Source organism: Pseudomonas sp. GM84 (genome assembly GCF_000282535.1).
Taxonomy (GTDB): domain Bacteria; phylum Pseudomonadota; class Gammaproteobacteria; order Pseudomonadales; family Pseudomonadaceae; genus Aquipseudomonas.
This window is the reverse complement of the sequence record NZ_AKJC01000099.1, coordinates 17930-33947: the sequence shown is the minus strand read 5'-3', so window position 1 is coordinate 33947 and position 16018 is coordinate 17930. Positions and strand designations below refer to the sequence as shown.

At 64.2% G+C, this 16018-nt stretch carries 14 protein-coding genes; 6 read left to right on the top strand and 8 right to left on the bottom strand.

The features are described 5' to 3' along the window. Positions 1–30: 30 nt before the first annotated feature. The 3 genes from hemL to PMI38_RS08795 are packed head-to-tail and all read right to left on the bottom strand — an operon-like array spanning position 31 to position 2767. A complete protein-coding gene (hemL, locus tag PMI38_RS08805) occupies positions 31–1314 on the bottom strand; it encodes a glutamate-1-semialdehyde 2,1-aminomutase (RefSeq protein ID WP_008092872.1) in 1284 nt (427 codons plus the stop codon). Between the two features lie 17 nt (positions 1315–1331). Next, positions 1332–1955 carry a thiamine phosphate synthase gene (gene thiE, locus PMI38_RS08800; protein WP_008092871.1) on the bottom strand — a complete coding sequence of 208 codons (624 nt, stop codon included), beginning with the start codon at positions 1953–1955 and terminating at the stop codon, positions 1332–1334. A gap of 14 nt (positions 1956–1969) precedes the next feature. Then, positions 1970–2767 carry a hydroxymethylpyrimidine/phosphomethylpyrimidine kinase gene (locus tag PMI38_RS08795; protein WP_043273281.1) on the bottom strand — a complete coding sequence of 266 codons (798 nt, stop codon included), beginning with the start codon at positions 2765–2767 and terminating at the stop codon, positions 1970–1972. Between the two features lie 265 nt (positions 2768–3032). Here PMI38_RS08795 and PMI38_RS08790 point away from each other — a divergent pair, with 265 nt between their 5' ends. The 4 genes from PMI38_RS08790 (at position 3033) to PMI38_RS08775 (ending at position 9039) form a co-directional block, all read left to right on the top strand. After that, a complete protein-coding gene (locus PMI38_RS08790) occupies positions 3033–5024 on the top strand; it encodes a sensor histidine kinase (RefSeq protein ID WP_008092867.1) in 1992 nt (663 codons plus the stop codon). 100 nt (positions 5025–5124) lie between these two features. Further along, positions 5125–6768 (top strand): acyl-CoA dehydrogenase family protein, encoded by a 1644-nt coding sequence (locus PMI38_RS08785; RefSeq protein WP_008092865.1) that lies wholly within the window; start codon positions 5125–5127, stop codon positions 6766–6768. A 171-nt stretch (positions 6769–6939) separates the two neighbouring features. Beyond that, entirely contained in the window at positions 6940–8403 is a 1464-nt protein-coding gene (gene amn, locus PMI38_RS08780) for an AMP nucleosidase (RefSeq protein WP_008092863.1), read from the top strand. A gap of 6 nt (positions 8404–8409) precedes the next feature. Continuing rightward, complete coding sequence (locus tag PMI38_RS08775) at positions 8410–9039, top strand: pseudouridine synthase (RefSeq protein ID WP_008092862.1); 630 nt, start codon at positions 8410–8412, stop codon at positions 9037–9039. 112 nt (positions 9040–9151) lie between these two features. Here the strand turns inward: PMI38_RS08775 and PMI38_RS08770 are convergent, their stop codons facing one another. After that, entirely contained in the window at positions 9152–9355 is a 204-nt protein-coding gene (locus PMI38_RS08770; RefSeq protein ID WP_008092861.1) for a DUF2788 domain-containing protein, read from the bottom strand. 54 nt (positions 9356–9409) lie between these two features. After that, complete coding sequence (locus tag PMI38_RS08765; RefSeq protein WP_003249795.1) at positions 9410–9886, bottom strand: Lrp/AsnC family transcriptional regulator; 477 nt, start codon at positions 9884–9886, stop codon at positions 9410–9412. 395 nt (positions 9887–10281) lie between these two features. On the opposite strand from PMI38_RS08765, the gene PMI38_RS08760 reads away from it, so the two are divergent. After that, on the top strand, positions 10282–11085 hold the full coding sequence (locus PMI38_RS08760; RefSeq protein ID WP_008092850.1) for a DUF6515 family protein: 804 nt from the start codon (positions 10282–10284) through the stop codon (positions 11083–11085). Between the two features lie 3 nt (positions 11086–11088). Here PMI38_RS08760 and PMI38_RS08755 read toward each other — a convergent pair whose 3' ends face one another. Further along, complete coding sequence (locus PMI38_RS08755) at positions 11089–11958, bottom strand: cation diffusion facilitator family transporter (RefSeq protein ID WP_008092848.1); 870 nt, start codon at positions 11956–11958, stop codon at positions 11089–11091. Positions 11959–11983: 25 nt separating this feature from the next. Then, positions 11984–12403: a hypothetical protein gene (locus tag PMI38_RS08750; RefSeq protein ID WP_008092846.1), complete on the bottom strand. Its 420-nt coding sequence runs from the start codon at positions 12401–12403 to the stop codon at positions 11984–11986. 116 nt (positions 12404–12519) lie between these two features. Here PMI38_RS08750 and hrpB point away from each other — a divergent pair, with 116 nt between their 5' ends. Beyond that, positions 12520–15054, top strand: coding sequence for an ATP-dependent helicase HrpB (gene hrpB / locus PMI38_RS08745; protein ID WP_008092844.1), 2535 nt, complete (start codon positions 12520–12522; stop codon positions 15052–15054). A 2-nt stretch (positions 15055–15056) separates the two neighbouring features. Here hrpB and PMI38_RS08740 read toward each other — a convergent pair whose 3' ends face one another. Beyond that, positions 15057–15953, bottom strand: coding sequence for a LysR family transcriptional regulator (locus PMI38_RS08740; protein ID WP_008092843.1), 897 nt, complete (start codon positions 15951–15953; stop codon positions 15057–15059). Positions 15954–16018 lie beyond the last annotated feature (65 nt).

The window sequence follows — 16018 nt, the reverse complement described above, 5'->3', positions numbered from 1 at the left end:
GCCGGCGATGAGGCCGGTACAAGCGCCAAATTACTTCAGTTTGGCAAACGCCCGCTCAGCCGCATCCAGGGTGATCTGCAGCTCTTTGTCACCGTGAGCGATAGAAGTGAACCCTGCCTCGAACGCGCTCGGTGCCAGGTAAACACCACCTTCGAGCATCAGGTGGAAGAACCGCTTGAAGCGCTCGGCATCGCTGGCCATCACGTCATCGAAGGTGACGATGTCGTCGGCACCGCTGAAGTACAGGCCGAACATGGCGCCTGCCTGGGTGGTGACGAACGGTACGCCGGCGGCATCGGCGCGCTGCTGCAGGCCATCGAGCATGCGGCTGGTGTAATCGGTCAGCTCGGCATGGAAGCCTGGGCGGCTGATCAGCCTCAGGGTGGTCAGGCCGGCGGCCATGGCCAGCGGGTTACCCGACAGCGTGCCGGCCTGGTAGACCGGGCCGAGCGGGGCGATGCAGCCCATGATCTCGCGCTTGCCGCCGAAGCAGCCGACCGGCATGCCGCCACCGACGATCTTGCCGAAGGTCGACAGGTCCGGCTTGATGCCGTAGTGGCCCTGGGCGCCACCGAGCGAGACGCGGAAACCGGTCATCACTTCGTCGAAGATCAGCACCACGCCGTGCTTGTCGCACTGCTCGCGCAGGCCTTCGAGGAAGCCCGGTGCAGGGGGTACGCAGTTCATGTTGCCGGCTACGGGCTCGACGATGATGCAGGCCACGGTCTGGCCGACTTCGGCCAGGGTCTTCTCGACCTCGGCGATGTCGTTGAACGGCAGGGTCAGGGTGTGCTTGGCGAAGTCCGCCGGTACACCGGCCGAGCTCGGTACGCCCTGGGTCAGCAGGCCGGAGCCGGCCTTGACCAGCAGGCTGTCGGAGTGACCGTGATAGCAGCCTTCGAACTTGATGATGGCGTCGCGGCCGGTGTAGCCACGGGCCAGGCGAATGGCGCTCATGGTCGCCTCGGTACCCGAGCTGACCATGCGCACCATTTCCATGGACGGCACCAGCGAGCAGACCAGGTCGGCCATCTCGGTTTCCATGGCGGTCGGTGCGCCGTAGGACAGGCCGTGCTGCAACTGGTTGCGCACCGCATCGAGCACGTCCGGGTGGCCGTGGCCGAGGATCATCGGGCCCCAGGAGCCGACGTAGTCGACATAGCGCTTGTCGTCTTCATCGACCACATAGGCGCCTTCGGCATGCTTGAAGAACAGCGGGGTGCCACCCACGCTCTTGAAGGCGCGGACCGGCGAGTTGACGCCGCCCGGGATGTGCTTCTGGGCTTGGGCGAACAGGGTTTCGGAACGGGACATGGGATCTTCTCTCGAAATCAGGAAGCGAACAGGGCGTTGAAGGCGCGGGCGCGGCGGGTGACTTCCTGCGCGCTGTCGGCACCGAACAGGCCATGGATCACCGCCAGCAGGTCAGCGCCATGGGCGACCAGCGGGGCGGCGTTGTCGAGGGTGATGCCGCCGATCACGGCGATCGGCAGTTTGACCTCGGCGCGGGCCTGCTCCAGCAGCTCGACATTGGCGGCGGGTGCGCCCGGCTTGGTCACGGAATTGAAGAAACGGCCAAAAGCCACGTAGCTGGCGCCTTCGCTGGCGGCCTGCCGGGCCAGATCGAGCTGGGCATGGCAGGTCGAGCCGATGATGGCCTGGCGACCGAGCAGGGCACGGGCCGGGGTCAGCGGGCCGTCGGTCTGGCCCAGGTGCACGCCGACGCCCAGGCGCGCGGCCAGTTCGGCATCGTCGTTGATGAGCAGCTGGGTGCCGTAGCGCTCGCACAGCTTCATCAGGGCTTCAGCCTCGCGCAGGCGACGGGCAGCGTCGTCACTTTTGTCGCGGTACTGCAGCAGGCACACGCCGCCTTCCAGCGCCGCCTCGACATGGGACAGGAAACGGCCGGCGAGCAGCTGGCTGTCGGTGATCGCGTACAGACCACGTAGCTTCATCTGAAGGCCTCGTATCAGGAGCAGAAGTCCAGGGGCAGGCGGCGCGGGACGAACTGGCCTTTGCCCAGTTGTTCCGCGTCACGCAGGGTGCGCCAGGTGTAGTCCAGGGCGCTGCGCACCGCGCTTTGCAACTGTTCACCCAGGGCCAGGCGGCCGGCCAGGGCGCTGGCCAGGGTGCAGCCCGAGCCGTGGTAGCTGCCCGGCAGGCGCTGGCAAGTCCAGGTGTGGCTTTGGCCGTCGCGGCTGTAAAGGCGGTTGTGGATTTCGTCTTCGTCGCCGTGACCACCGGTAATCAGCAGGTGTCTACAGAACGGCAACAATTTTTCTGCACATTCGTCTGCCGTACCTTCAGGCAGCTCGGCGAGGATGCGTGCTTCGGGCAGGTTCGGCGTGGCGATGGTCGCCAACGGCAGCAGGCGTTCGCGCAGGGCATAGCCGACTTCGTCCTTGCCCAGGCGGCCACCACCACCGGCACGCAGTACCGGGTCGCAGACCAGCGGCAGGTGCGGGTGGGCAGCCAGCAGATCGGCGACGGTGTCGACCATGTCGATCGAACCGAGCATGCCCAGCTTGACGGCAGCGACCCTGGAGTCGGCCAGCACGACGTTGGCCTGGGCCAGCACCCACTCGCGGTCGAGCACGCGGAAGTCGGAAACATTGACGGTATCCTGCACGGTCAGGGCGGTCACGGTCGGTGCGGCGTGACAGCCTTGGGCGATCAGGGCTTCGATATCTGCCTGCAGGCCGGCGCCGCCACTTGGGTCGTGGCCGGAGAGACAGAGGACAACGGGGCGGGAGCTGTAGGTATTCATGGTCGGCGAGCTTACCACCAATCCCATTTGTGCGGATCGTCCTACAAACGAGATTTGTTGATCATGCGGTCAGCTTTGCTCGTAATTATTGTCTGAAAGCATTGTTCTAGAGCCTTTTCTTTAAAAAACGAGGTGGCCCATTGCGACGCTTGAAAGCTATGTTAGAGTGCTCGGATAACTCGACAAACGGGCGCTGCTGGATTTCGTCGTCTCACAAGGATCGGAGGCCATTGCGACGCGACCGGACAGGCCATGCTGGGGCTGTATGCGCTATTTGCTGATTGTGCTTCTAGGTTTGCTGCCCGTGCTGGCCACTGCGGTCGAATTCGACGATGCCACCCGGTACCTGCCGCTGGGCAAAGCCATGCAGGTTTATGAAGACCGCGATGGCAGTGCCAGCATCGCTCAAGTCAGCGCACCCACCTTTGCCAGTCGTTTTCGCACCCACCACGAAGACGTCCTCAATGCGGGCTATTCGACTTCGGTGTTCTGGCTGAAGCTCGACCTGCACTACCTGGCCTCTGCCAACGCCTCGCCCCGCCCATGGCTGCTGGAGCTGGCCTACCCGCCGCTGGATCACCTCGAGCTGTACCTGCCCGGCAGCGATGGCGTCTATCGCCTGGCCCAGCGTACCGGTGATGCGTTGCCCTACGACAGTCGGCAGATCCGGCAGAACAACTACCTGTTCGAATTGCCCCTGCGCCCTGGTCAGGCAACCACGGCCTACCTGCGTTTGCATAGCCAGGGCTCGGTGCAGGCGCCGCTGGCGCTGTGGTCTGCCGAGGCTTACCTGGAAGAGCAGCCCACCCGACTGTACGTGCTGGGGATGATCTATGGCGTGTTGCTGGTGATGCTGGTGTACAACCTGTTCATCTTCATCAGCGTGCGCGACGTCAGTTATCTCTATTACATCCTCTATATCGCCTCGTTCGGCCTCTACCAGGTGTCGGTCAATGGTGCGGGCGTGGCCTACTTCTGGCCGGACAGCCCCTGGTGGGCGAACGCCGCGACGCCGCTGTTCATTGGCGCTGCTGGTTTGTTCGGCTGCCAGTTCGCTCGCCACTTCCTGCGCCTTGGCAAGATCAGCCGGGGCTTGGACCGCTTGCTGCAGCTGTTGATGTTGGGCGGCGTGCTGGTCATGGTGCTGTCGGTGAGCATGCCCTATGGCATTGCCCTGCGCATGGCCACGGTGCTGGCGTTGTTGTTCACCGTGAGTATTTTCACTGCAGGGTTGTACGCCTGGATCCGGGGCTTGCGCGTGGCGCGCTGGTTCATCATTGCCTGGACGGCGTTCCTGCTCGGTGGGCTGGTCAATACCTTGATGGTGCTGGGCTACCTGCCGAACGTGTTCATCACCATGTATGCCAGCCAGCTCGGTTCGGCACTGGAAGTGGCGCTGTTGTCACTGGCCCTTGCCGACCGCATCAACAGCATGCGCGAACAACAGGCGCAGACCCTGCGCGAGACTGGGCGCACACTGGAGCAACTGAACCAGCAACTGGCCCGGAGCAACCTCCTCAAGGACGAATTCCTCGCCACCGTCACCCACGAGTTGCGCACGCCGATGAATGGCGTGATCGGCTCGCTGGAACTGATGCAGACGTTGCCCATGAGCGCCGAAATGGCCCAGTACCAGCGCACGGCGGTCGGCTCGGCCCAGGACATGATGGGCATGGTCGACGATATCCTCACGCTGACCGAGCTGCAGGCGGGCCGCCTGCGTGCGCAACCTGCTCCCTTCAGCTTGCGCCGCATGCTCCAGGAGCTGCGCGCAGGCCATGCCGGCACGGCCCTGGGCAAAGGTCTGTACCTGAGCCTGGACATCCCCGCCGAGCTGCCGGACGAGCTGCTGGGTGATGCGCAGAAGTTGGCCCGCTGTCTGTGCTGCCTGGTGGACAATGGCCTGAAGTTCACCCACCAGGGTGGGGTGATGGTGCAAGTGCGCGGGCGCCGCCTGGGGCCGGACAGCCTGACCCTGACCTTCACCGTGAGTGACAGCGGCATCGGTTTCGATGACCTGGACCAGGCGATCCTGTACCAGCGGTTCTTCCAGGTCGATGGCTCGATGACCCGGCGCTATGGCGGACTGGGTATCGGGCTGTCGATCTGCAGGCAGATGGGCGAACTGCTCGATGGCAGGCTGTCCCATGAATCGACGCGTGGGCTGGGCAGCCGGTTCGAGTTGACCCTGAATGTGGCGATTGCACAGATACAGATGCCGCCGGGTCGGGCGGCGTCGGGGGCAATCCGTTTTTGACGGCCTGCGCCACCCCAGGCTTAGTCATATTTGTCACTTTGACTGACTGACAGGGAGTGCTTCACTGGGGCTTTCAGGCATACCCGGCACGGAGCTCCCGATGAACCTGCACCAGTACGCTGAAACCCACGAAGTCACCAACCAGCCGCCGTCACTCGATGGCGCCAACCTGTACCGCCTCGATGTGCCGCTGCAGGAGTGGTCGCGGCGCTTCGGCGCCGGCTGGGCCGAGTCGCGGATCGATGCCTACGGTGCCTTGGCCGGCGGACCGCTGATGGCGGCAGGCTTCCTGGCCAACGCGCACAAGCCGGAGTTCAGTAGCCATGACCGTTATGGTCATCGGATCGACCTGGTGGAATTCCACCCCGCCTACCATGAATTGATGCGCACAGCCGTCGAGCACGGCCTGCCGTCGTTGCCCTGGGCCGAGCCCCGCGCTGGCGCCCATGTGGCCCGGGCGTCGATGACCTACCTGCACAGCCAGGCCGAAGCCGGCACCGGTTGCCCGTTGACCATGACCTTCGCCGCCGTCCCCGCGCTGCGCTTGCAGCCGGAGCTGGCCGAGTACTGGCTGCCGAAGGTCCTCGCCCGCGAGTACGACCCGCGCAATGTCGGCGACCGGCACAAGGCCGGGGTGACCATCGGCATGGCCATGACCGAGAAGCAGGGCGGCACCGACGTGCGCGCCAATACCACCCGCGCCTACCCGGTCGGCACGCCCGGCCCTGGCCAGCCCTATGAACTGGTCGGGCACAAATGGTTCTGTTCGGCACCGATGTGCGATGCCTTCCTGACCCTGGCCCAGACCGACAAAGGCCTGACCTGCTTCCTGCTGCCGCGCCATCGCCCGGACGACCAGCGCAACCAGTTCTATATCCAGCGCCTGAAGAACAAGCTCGGCAACAGCTCCAACGCCTCCAGCGAGGTGGAGTTCCGTGGTGCCCTGGCGTGGATGGTGGGCGAGGAGGGGCGCGGCGTGCCGACCATCATCGAAATGGTCGCCATGACGCGCTTCGACTGCATGGTCGGCTCCAGCGCCCTGATGCGCCAGGCCTTGACCCAGGCCACCCACCACTGCGCGCACCGCAAGGTCGGCGGCCGGCTTTTAAGCGAGCAGCCGCTGATGCAGAACGTGCTGGCCGACTTGGCACTGGAGAGCGAAGCCGCATTGGCCTTGAGCCTGCGCATGGGGCAAGCCCTGGAGCAGCTCGACGACCCGCAGCAGGCGCATTTCTCACGGCTGGTCACGGCGGTGGGCAAGTACTGGATCTGCAAACGCGCGCCCGCGATGATCAATGAGGCGGCCGAATGCCTCGGTGGCGCCGGCTATGTCGAAGACAGCATCCTGCCGCGCCTGTACCGCGAGGCGCCGGTCAACTCCACCTGGGAAGGCTCCGGCAACGTGCAGTGCCTGGATGTGCTGCGGGCGTTGTCCAAGGAACCGGGCGTGCTGGATGCGCTGTTCGCCGAGTTGGGCGATGGGCATGGCGATCCTCGGCTGGCGGCGCACATAGGCAACCTCAAGGGGGCATTTGCCGACACCAGCGATATCCAGTACCGGGCACGGCAGCTGACCGAGGACATTGCCGTGGCCTTGCAGGCCAAGTTGCTGCTCGAAGCGGGTAACACGGTGGTGAGCGATGCGTTCATCGGCAGCCGCCTGGCAGGCGGCGGGCGTGTGTATGGGGCGTTGCCTCGCGGAGTGGATGTCGAGGCGCTGGTGGCGCGGGCTACGCCGGGCTGAGGGCCCTGTCGCCGGCAAGCCGGCTCCCACAGGTACAGCATAGCGTTCAAGGCCTGCGGTGTACCTGTGGGAGCCGGCTTGCCGGCGATGAGGCCTCCAGACCACCGGGGATGTATTTGCCATGAAACGCAGGCAAGATGTTCCCATGCATGTCCAGACAGGAAGCTTAGTGTGAGCCACGCTTTTGTAGTCGTTGATACCCCCGAACAGGCCGTCGATCGTCTGGCGGCCCTGCATGAACAGGCCACCGGGGCCCTGAGCCAGGCCCTCAAGCGTTACCTGAAGGACCGTACCGAGCCGGACGCCGATGAGCGTGCCTTGTACCGCTACCCGGCGCTGCGCCTGACCTACTACAGCCACGGCGAAGTCGCCGCCACTACCCGCGCCTATGCCAAGGTCCAGGTGGCGGGCACCTACAGCGTCACCGTGACCCAGCCTGCAGCGTTCCGTGGCTACCTGCTCGAACAACTGCGCCCGCTGATGCATGACTACACGGTGACCGTGGAAGTAGGCGTCAGCGAACAGAACATCCCGTACCCCTACGTGGTCGACCAGGGCGATGAACTGGCCGGCAGCGGCATCACCGCCGCCGAACTGGCGCGGGTGTTCCCCAGCACCGACCTGTCGGCCGCTACCGACAATATCGCCGACGGCCTGTGCGACTGGGGCAGCGCCGAAACCCTGCCGCTGGCGTTGTTCGACGCCGCCCGGGTGGACTTCTCCCTGCGCCGCCTGGTGCACTACACCGGCAGCGACTGGCGCCACATGCAGCCGTGGATCCTGCTGACCAACTACCACCGCTATGTCGACCAGTTCATCAGCCACGGCCTCGAGACCCTGCGCGAAGACCCACGTTTCGTGCGCATGGTGCTGCCAGGCAACGTGGAGATCGAAAAGGGCATGGACCACGGTGAAGCGCAGGCCCTGGTGGCCAGCGTGGTCTGGCACCGCTACCAGATGCCGGCCTATCACCTGATCGCCGCCGATGGCGACGGCATCACCCTGGTCAACATTGGCGTCGGCCCGTCCAACGCCAAGAACATCACCGACCACCTGGCTGTCCTGCGCCCGCACTGCTGGCTGATGATCGGCCACTGCGGCGGCCTGCGTCAGTCGCAGACCATCGGCGACTATGTACTGGCCCACGCCTACATGCGCCGCGATGGCATCCTCGACCGCGTGGTGCCGCCGAACATCCCGATTCCCGCCCTGGCCGAAGTCCAGCTGGCGCTGCAGGAAGCGGCGGCGCAGGTCACCGGCGAGCGTGGCGAAGAGCTGAAAAAGCGCCTGCGCACCGGCACCGTGCTGACCTACGACGACCGCAACTGGGAGCTGCGCTGGGCCCAGGAACGGCCGTTGATCAACCTGTCGCGCGCAGTGGCAGTGGACATGGAAAGCGGCACCATCGCCGCCCAGGGCTATCGACTGCGGGTACCCTACGGCACCTTGCTATGTGTGTCCGACAAGCCGCTGCACAGTGAAATCAAGCTGCCCGGCTCGGCCAACGCCTTCTACAACCGGGCCGTCAGCCAGCACCTCAAAATCGGCATCGCGGCGCTCGATCTGCTGCGTACCGAGCTCAATTCGCTGCACTCGCGTAAACTGCGCAGCTTCGACGAGCCGCCGTTCCGCTGAGGATCCATGTCACTGCCACCCCGTTCCAAGCCGCGCCGCCCCCAGGCGCGGCCAGCCGGCCCAAGGCGCCAACCCAAGGCGCCGCCGGCCGAGCCACGCCTGATCCTGTTCAACAAGCCGTTCGACGTGCTGACCCAGTTCAGCGACGGTGAAGGGCGCGCAACGCTCAAGGATTACATCGATATCCCAGGCATCTACCCGGCCGGGCGGCTGGACCGCGACAGCGAAGGCTTGCTGTTGCTGACCAACGATGGCCAGCTGCAGGCGCGCATCGCCGACCCCAAGCACAAGCTGGCCAAGACCTACTGGGTGCAGGTGGAAGGTGAGCCGAGCGATGAGCAGCTAAAGCGCTTGCGCGAGGGCGTCGAGCTCAATGACGGGCCGACCCTGCCTGCCGAAGCGCGGCGTCTCGATGAGCCTGAGCTGTGGCCGCGCAACCCGCCGGTGCGGTTTCGCAAGAGCGTGCCGACCAGTTGGCTGGAGCTGGTGATTCGCGAGGGGCGCAACCGCCAGGTGCGGCGCATGACGGCGGCGGTGGGGCTGCCGACCTTGCGCCTGGTGCGGGTGCGGATCGGCGATTGGGCATTGGATGGGTTGGAGCAGGGGTGTTGGCGCGAGGTGCCGGCTAGGCTGTAGTGCTCGCGGGCCTCATCGCCGGCAAGCCGGCTCCCACAGGTACCTCACAGCCCTTGAGGCTAGTGAATACCCTGTGGGAGCTGGCTTGCCAGCGATGAGGCCCGAGAAACCGTTAAACCCCTTCCAGAAACCCCACCACCACGCTCTTGATGATGAAGGCCAGCACCCCCAGGCCCAGCACGAAGAACAGGATCATCGTGCCAAAGCGCCCCGCCTTGGACTTCTTCGCCAGGTCCCAGACGATGAAACCCATGAAACCGATCAACACGGTCACCAGGATGATCATCATCCACTCTTCGAATACGGCGGGATCCATCTGAGTTCTCCAGGCAGGCTGAGCGGCCGATTATACGCCGGCCAGCGAAAGCAGTTAACGAAGGTGGGTCAAAGGCAGTTCGGTACTCGCCAGCACCTGGTTGAGCACGAAGCTTGAACGCACGCTGGTGACACCTTCGATGCGGGTCAGGCTGCCTAGTAGCAATTTCTGGTAGTGATCCATGTCCGGTACCACCACCTTGAGCTGGTAGTCGGCATCCATTCCGGTGACCAGGCTGCATTCGAGCACCTGCGGCAGGTTGCGAATGGCGGCCTCGAAGGTCTCGAAGCGTTCCGGGGTGTGCCGGTCCATGCCGATCAACACGTAGGCGGTCAGGCTCAGGCCGAGTTTCTTGCGATCGAGCAGGGCGACCTGACGCGAAATGTAGCCGTCGTCTTCCAGTTGCTTGACGCGACGCGAGCAGGGGGAAGGCGACAGGCCGATGCGCTCGGCGAGCTCCTGGTTGGAAATGCGGGCGTCGCGCTGCAATTCGGCGAGGATGCTCAGGTCGTAGCGGTCAAGCTTGCTCATGGGAAAGGCCTTTTCTGTTCGGATTGCTGCGAATTATCGATCCAGGGTTAAAAATTGCGCAAGGGCTATTTATCTGAGCAATCTTCGCAATCCTCTGCCGCCACCTCTCCCGTAAAGTTAACCCCAGAATCACTGCCCGGACATCAGTCCACGGCGACGCGCCCTAGGCGGGCGGTCGCGGCCAGCGCTCCAACAGGAGCCGCCAGGCCCCCGGGCTACACACCGTCCAGAAGACGGGGTGAGGTGAGCCGGCGCCACAAGCGCCGAGCACGGACGACAATTTCCAAAGGGAGGCCCAGCGGCCTCCCTTTTTTCATGTCCGCGATTTCACCTGCCGGTGCGCGACAGGCGCGGTAGACTCGCAGCATGCCGTTTTCTTTACCGCGAGGAACAACATGAAGTCGCGCATCTGGCCCTTGGCAGGTGTTGGTCTGCTGGGTTTGAGCATCAGCCTCGGGGCCCTGGCCCAAGGCCCGGACGAGGGGCACGGCGGCCACGGTGGCAATGGCCCGCATGACCCCAATGGGGTGGCCACGGGCAGCTCGCCACTGAACTCGCGTGACGAAGTGCGCCAGACCCAGCCCCCGCGACAAGGCTATTACCAGGACATTCCTCGGCGCCCGGGTGGCGACTGGCAAGGTCGCCCGGACGGCCATGGCAATGGCTGGGGGCCAGGGCCGCAGTATCGCCCCGGGCATACCATCGATCAGTTCCCCGAGCGTTACTGGAAGGTGCCATACCGCGGGCAGGACTACTTCTACTCCGGGGGCTACTGGTATCGCCCGCACGGCGGCAACTACGTGGTAGTGGCGCCGCCCTATGGTGTGCGGGTCGGTTACTTGCCGCCCTATGCGCGTGAGGTCTGGGAAGGAGGGGCGCTGTACTTCCTGGTGGCCGACACCTATTACCAGTACCTGGCCGATACCCAGGAATACGTGGTGGTCAACCCGCCTGCCGTAGCGCCTTCAGTGCCCGCCGTGGCACCGCCAGGCAACGCCTATGATGTGGTGGCCTATCCGATGTACGGGCAGGGACAGGAGCAGCAGGACCAGGACCGCTACCAGTGCCACCGCTGGGCAGTGAGCCAGTCGGGCTTCGACCCGGCGACGGCGACCTATGCGCCACCGGCCAACATTGCCGACACCTACCGGCGGGCCCTGGGCGCCTGCTTCAGCGGGCGCGGATACAGCATCAACTGACGTTCACACAGGGTCGGCATGCACCAGCACATCCGCCTTTGGATAACGCTGGCGGATGACGTGCGATGCCTGGACGCACAGGGCATGTGCCTGATGCAAAGGCAGCTGCCCTGGCAGTTCCAGGTGCAACTGAACGAACCACTGGTTGCCTGACACCCGTGTACGCAGGTCATGCACACCCTTGACGCCGGGGATGGCCAGCACCAGTTCGCGCATGCCCTCGCCGATATCGCCCGGCAGTTCCTTGTCCATCAGGATCGCCGTGCTCTCCCGGGCGATCTGCAGCGCGCTCCAGAGGATGTACAGGGCAATGCCCAGACCAAACAGCGCGTCCAGTTGCGGCCAGCCAAAGCGCGCCAGCAGCAATGCCAGCAGGATGCTGCCATTGAGCAGCAGGTCGGAGCGATAGTGCAGTGAGTCGGCACGCACGGCGGTCGACCCGGTCAGGCGAATGACTTTGCGCTGCAGGGCCAGCAGTGCCAGGGTCAGCACCAGCGAAAGCAGCATCACACCGATGCCGATGGCCGTGTCACCCAGCGGCTGCGGTGCCTGCAGCCGCTCCGTTGCCTGAACGCCGATCAGCACCGCGCTGACGCCGATGAACAACGCTTGGGCCATGCCCGCCAAGGCCTCGGCCTTGCCATGACCGAAGCGATGGTCGTCGTCGGCCGGGCGCAGTGCGTAGTGCACGGCCAGCAGGTTGAGGAACGACGCGACCGCATCCAGGGCCGAGTCGGTCAGCCCCGCCAGCAGGCTGACCGAGCCGCTCAGCCACCAGGCCACGGCCTTGCTCAGGACCAGAATGCTGGCCACCGCCAGCGAAGCACGGGTGGCCAGGCGCAGCAGGCGTTGGTGTTCGGCCGAGGTGGTCATGCCGTGGTGGATGTCCTTGTACGGTTCAGGCCGCCGGGGCCAGGCCCAAGGTCGCCAGTTGCTCGACGCTGCCACGGTGCTGGATCAGCCGCGGGTCGTTCAGCGGCAGGCGCTGGCCCAGTTCGCTTTCGAGAATGGCCTGGAGCTTGAGGTTGTCGACTTTGCCATCAGGGCTGACGGCTTCACGCAGCTTTGCCGGGTCGACCTGGGCGGAGCGCCCGCCTGGGTAGTAGATGGCGCCCGTGGCGAAGTCGATACCAAAGGCGATCAGGCCCGGGATCACGTAGAACAGGATGCCGATGGCATCCATCGCGGCAACCACGGGGTCGATCTTGCCGCCGATCTGGCCACGGCGATCTGGATAGAAAATCGTGCCGCAGGCCGTCAGCTGGGTCAGCAGGGTGACGACGAGGACGCCACCAATGACGCGGGATGGGATGCGCATGTAAATCTCCGAAAAGGTGTTCAGCAGGGCAAGCGAAGCGCCAGCACCTGAAGCTAAGACCATGATAGAGCAGGCTGGGTTCGCCGTTATACTCGCGCGACTGTTCGAGGACCACCATGATCTCATTACCCATTGATGCCGCCTTGCCCGCCCTGCGCCTAGCGCTGGAAAATCGCGACGAAGCCGTGCTTGAGGCACCGCCTGGCGCCGGCAAGACCACCCGGGTGCCGCTGGCGCTATTGAACGAGCCTTGGCTCGGCGGGCAGACCATTCTCATGCTCGAACCCCGACGCCTCGCCGCGCGCGCGGCGGCCGAGCGTCTGGCCAGCGAGCTGGGCGAAAAGGTCGGCGAAACCGTGGGTTATCGCATCCGCCTGGAGAGCAAGGTTGGCCCGGGTACGCGCATCGAGGTGGTCACCGAGGGGATTCTCACCCGTCGACTGCAGAGCGATCCTGCGCTCGAAGGCGTGGGCCTGGTGATTTTCGACGAATTCCACCTGCGAAACCTCGACGCCGATCTGGCCCTGGCACTCACGCTCAATGGTCGTGAGCTTTTCCGCGACGATGCGCCGCTCAAGGTCTTGCTGATGTCGGCCACCCTTGAGGGGGAGAGGCTGGCGCGCTTGCTGGACGATGCCCCGATCGTGACGAGCGAGGGCCGGATGTATCCGGTCACGACGCTCTGGAGCAAGCCCCTGCAACCCGGTGAATTCATCGAGCCCCGGGTCATCGGTGCTTGCCTCGATGCGCTCGCGGAGCAGAGCGGCAGCGTGCTGGTGTTCTTGCCGGGGCAGGCAGAAATCCGCCGCGTTGCGGCGGGGCTGCAAGACAGCCTCGACGCCTCCCCGTCGTTGCAAAGGGATGTCCTGCTCTGCCCGCTGCATGGCGAGCTCGACCTGAATCAGCAGCGAGCAGCGATCGACCCCGCGCCGCCTGGAAAACGCAAAGTGGTGCTGGCCACCAACATCGCCGAGACCAGCATCACCATCGATGGCGTGCGGGTGGTGATCGACGCGGGCCTTGAGCGTGTTCCGCGATTCGACCCGCGCAGCGGGATGACCCGGCTCGACACCCAGCGGATTTCCAAGGCCAGTGCCACCCAGCGTGCAGGCCGTGGCGGACGACTCGAGCCCGGTGTCTGCTATCGGCTGTGGTCTGAAGCGCAGCACGATCAGCTGGCAGGTTTCAGCGCCCCGGAAATCCAGCAAGCAGACCTCACGGGGCTGGCGCTGCAATTGGCCAGATGGGGCGTCCGACCGAGCGAACTGAAGTGGCTGGATTCGCCACCCTCGGCAGCATACGCCCAAGCGTGCGATCTGCTTCGTCGCCTTGGCGCGTTGCAGCCAGACGGGCAACTCACCCGGCATGGCCAGGCGATGGCGGAGCTCCCCAGTCATCCCCGCATCGCCCACCTGTTGCTGCGTGGCCATGAACTGGGTTTGACGCAGACCGCGTGCGACATCGCTGCCTTGCTCGGCGAGCGGGATATCCAGCGCGGCGGCGGAGCGGACCTGCACAGCCGGCTGGCCATCTTGTCCGGTGAGCAACGCGCTCAACGTGGCGAACAGGGCGGCGCGCAGCGCGCGAAGCAGCTATCCAGGCAATATCGCGCGTTCTTGCGCGGGTCGGCATCGCAACCCGTCGCTGACCCGGATCATCCAAGGTGGGTGGGTGCCCTGCTGGCTCTGGCTTACCCTGATCGCGTTGCCCAACAGCGCCGCGCGGGGGGCGCGGACTACCGCCTGGCCAATGGCCGTGCGGCGATGTTCACCGAGTCCGACGCGCTGATGAAGCATGCGTGGCTGGTGGTGGCCGATCTCGGCAGCCGGCAGGGTCAGCGGGAGGAACGGATCTACCTGGCAGCTGAACTGGACGAAGCGTTGTTCGACACCGTCCTGAAGGAACAGGTCAGCCAAGTGGATGAACTCGATTGGGATGATCGAGAGGGTGTCCTTCGTGCGGAGCGGCAGCGGAGGGTGGGAGAACTCGTCTTGTCCAGCGCGCCTTTGGCGAACCTCGACGACGAGGCACGCGTGCAGGCGCTGACCCACTACGTTCGGCGCAAAGGTCTGGCGCTTCTGCCCTGGACGCCCGAGCTGCGTCAGTGGCAGGCGCGCGTTGAGCTGATGCGCGTGCTGGATGAAGAAGCGGGTGTCGCGAGCGAGTGGCCCGATTTGCGTGACGAGGTATTGCTTGAATCGCTGGAAGTCTGGCTGGGGCCGTACGTGGGGAGCGTCACACGGCTCAGTCATTTCGGCCAGCTTGATCTCTCCTCCATCCTGCGCAATCTGCTTCCCTGGCCATTGCCGCAGCAACTCGAAGCTCAAGCGCCCCAAACGTTATCGGTGCCATCAGGTTCGAACATTCGAATCGACTACAGCGAGCGGCCTCCCGTTCTGGCCGTAAGGCTTCAGGAGTTGTTCGGGCAGGCCGACACGCCCCGCATTGCCAATGGTCGGCAGGTGCTCAAGCTGCATCTGCTGTCACCCGCTCGGCGCCCGGTACAGGTGACCCAGGACCTGGCGAACTTCTGGAAGTCGACCTACGGCGAGGTGAAGAAAGATTTGAAGGGGAGGTACCCCAAGCATTTCTGGCCCGACGATCCCTTGGTGGCGCAGGCCACTGCCCGTGCCAAGCCGAGGGGCACCTGAAGCTACCGACTGGCAGCAGAAAAGGTGCGTTGGAAGTGCGCTACGAATTCCGCGACCAGTGCGCTGTCGCGCGCGCGGTAGGCGAGGGCTACCGTACTCAAGCAACCCTCATCCAGTATTTCGATGGCATGCAGTGACGATGCATGAACACTTGAAATCGGTAGCAGCGCGATGCCGAAACCCGCCTGCACAAGCATGGGTTGTGTGCTTTTCAACGAGTAGACCTGGGCGGGCTTCGGCGAAAACCCTGCGCGAGCGCAGAGTTCGAATGTGAGGTAGCTGAGCCCGCCACGTTTAGGATGGGTGATTGAGACAAAACGCTCATCTCTGAGCTCGGCCAGCGTGATACGGGTTCTGCTGGACAGTGGGTGAGTGGCCCCCACGGCCACCACGACCTGCTCCGTGAAAAGTGGAAGCAGCGTGATGTCGTTGGGTTGATGTAGCACTGGCAATCTAAGTAGACCGACATCGATACGGTTGTTTACCAGATGGCTCAATTGGGTTTCTGAAGATTCATTCGATACCTCGACACACACTTCTGCGTGTTCATCCAGGTACAGCTCAAGCGCTCCTTTCAATTTCCCAATCAGCGGCACTGTGCTGGCATGGCCAAGTCGTAGGGTTCCGCTTTGGCCGTGGCCTATCGAAGTAGCGAGGCCGCTCGCGTTATCGACATCAATCAGGATTGCCTTGGCTCTGGGTAAGAACGCCAACCCGGCAGGGGTGAGGTGTGATTGGCGGGCGGTGCGTTCGAACAACGGTGTCTGCAGCTGACTTTCCAGCTCTTTTATCTGTCGACTCAGTGCTGACTGGGCGATGAACAACTTCTCTGCTGCTGTACTGAAACTCCCGCTTTCAGCAATTTCCACGAAATACCGCAACTGTTTCATCGAAACCATGTGAGCCATGCCGAAATGAGATGGGTCGAGTGTTTTTTCGATATTAGTAGAGATCCAGTCGTTTA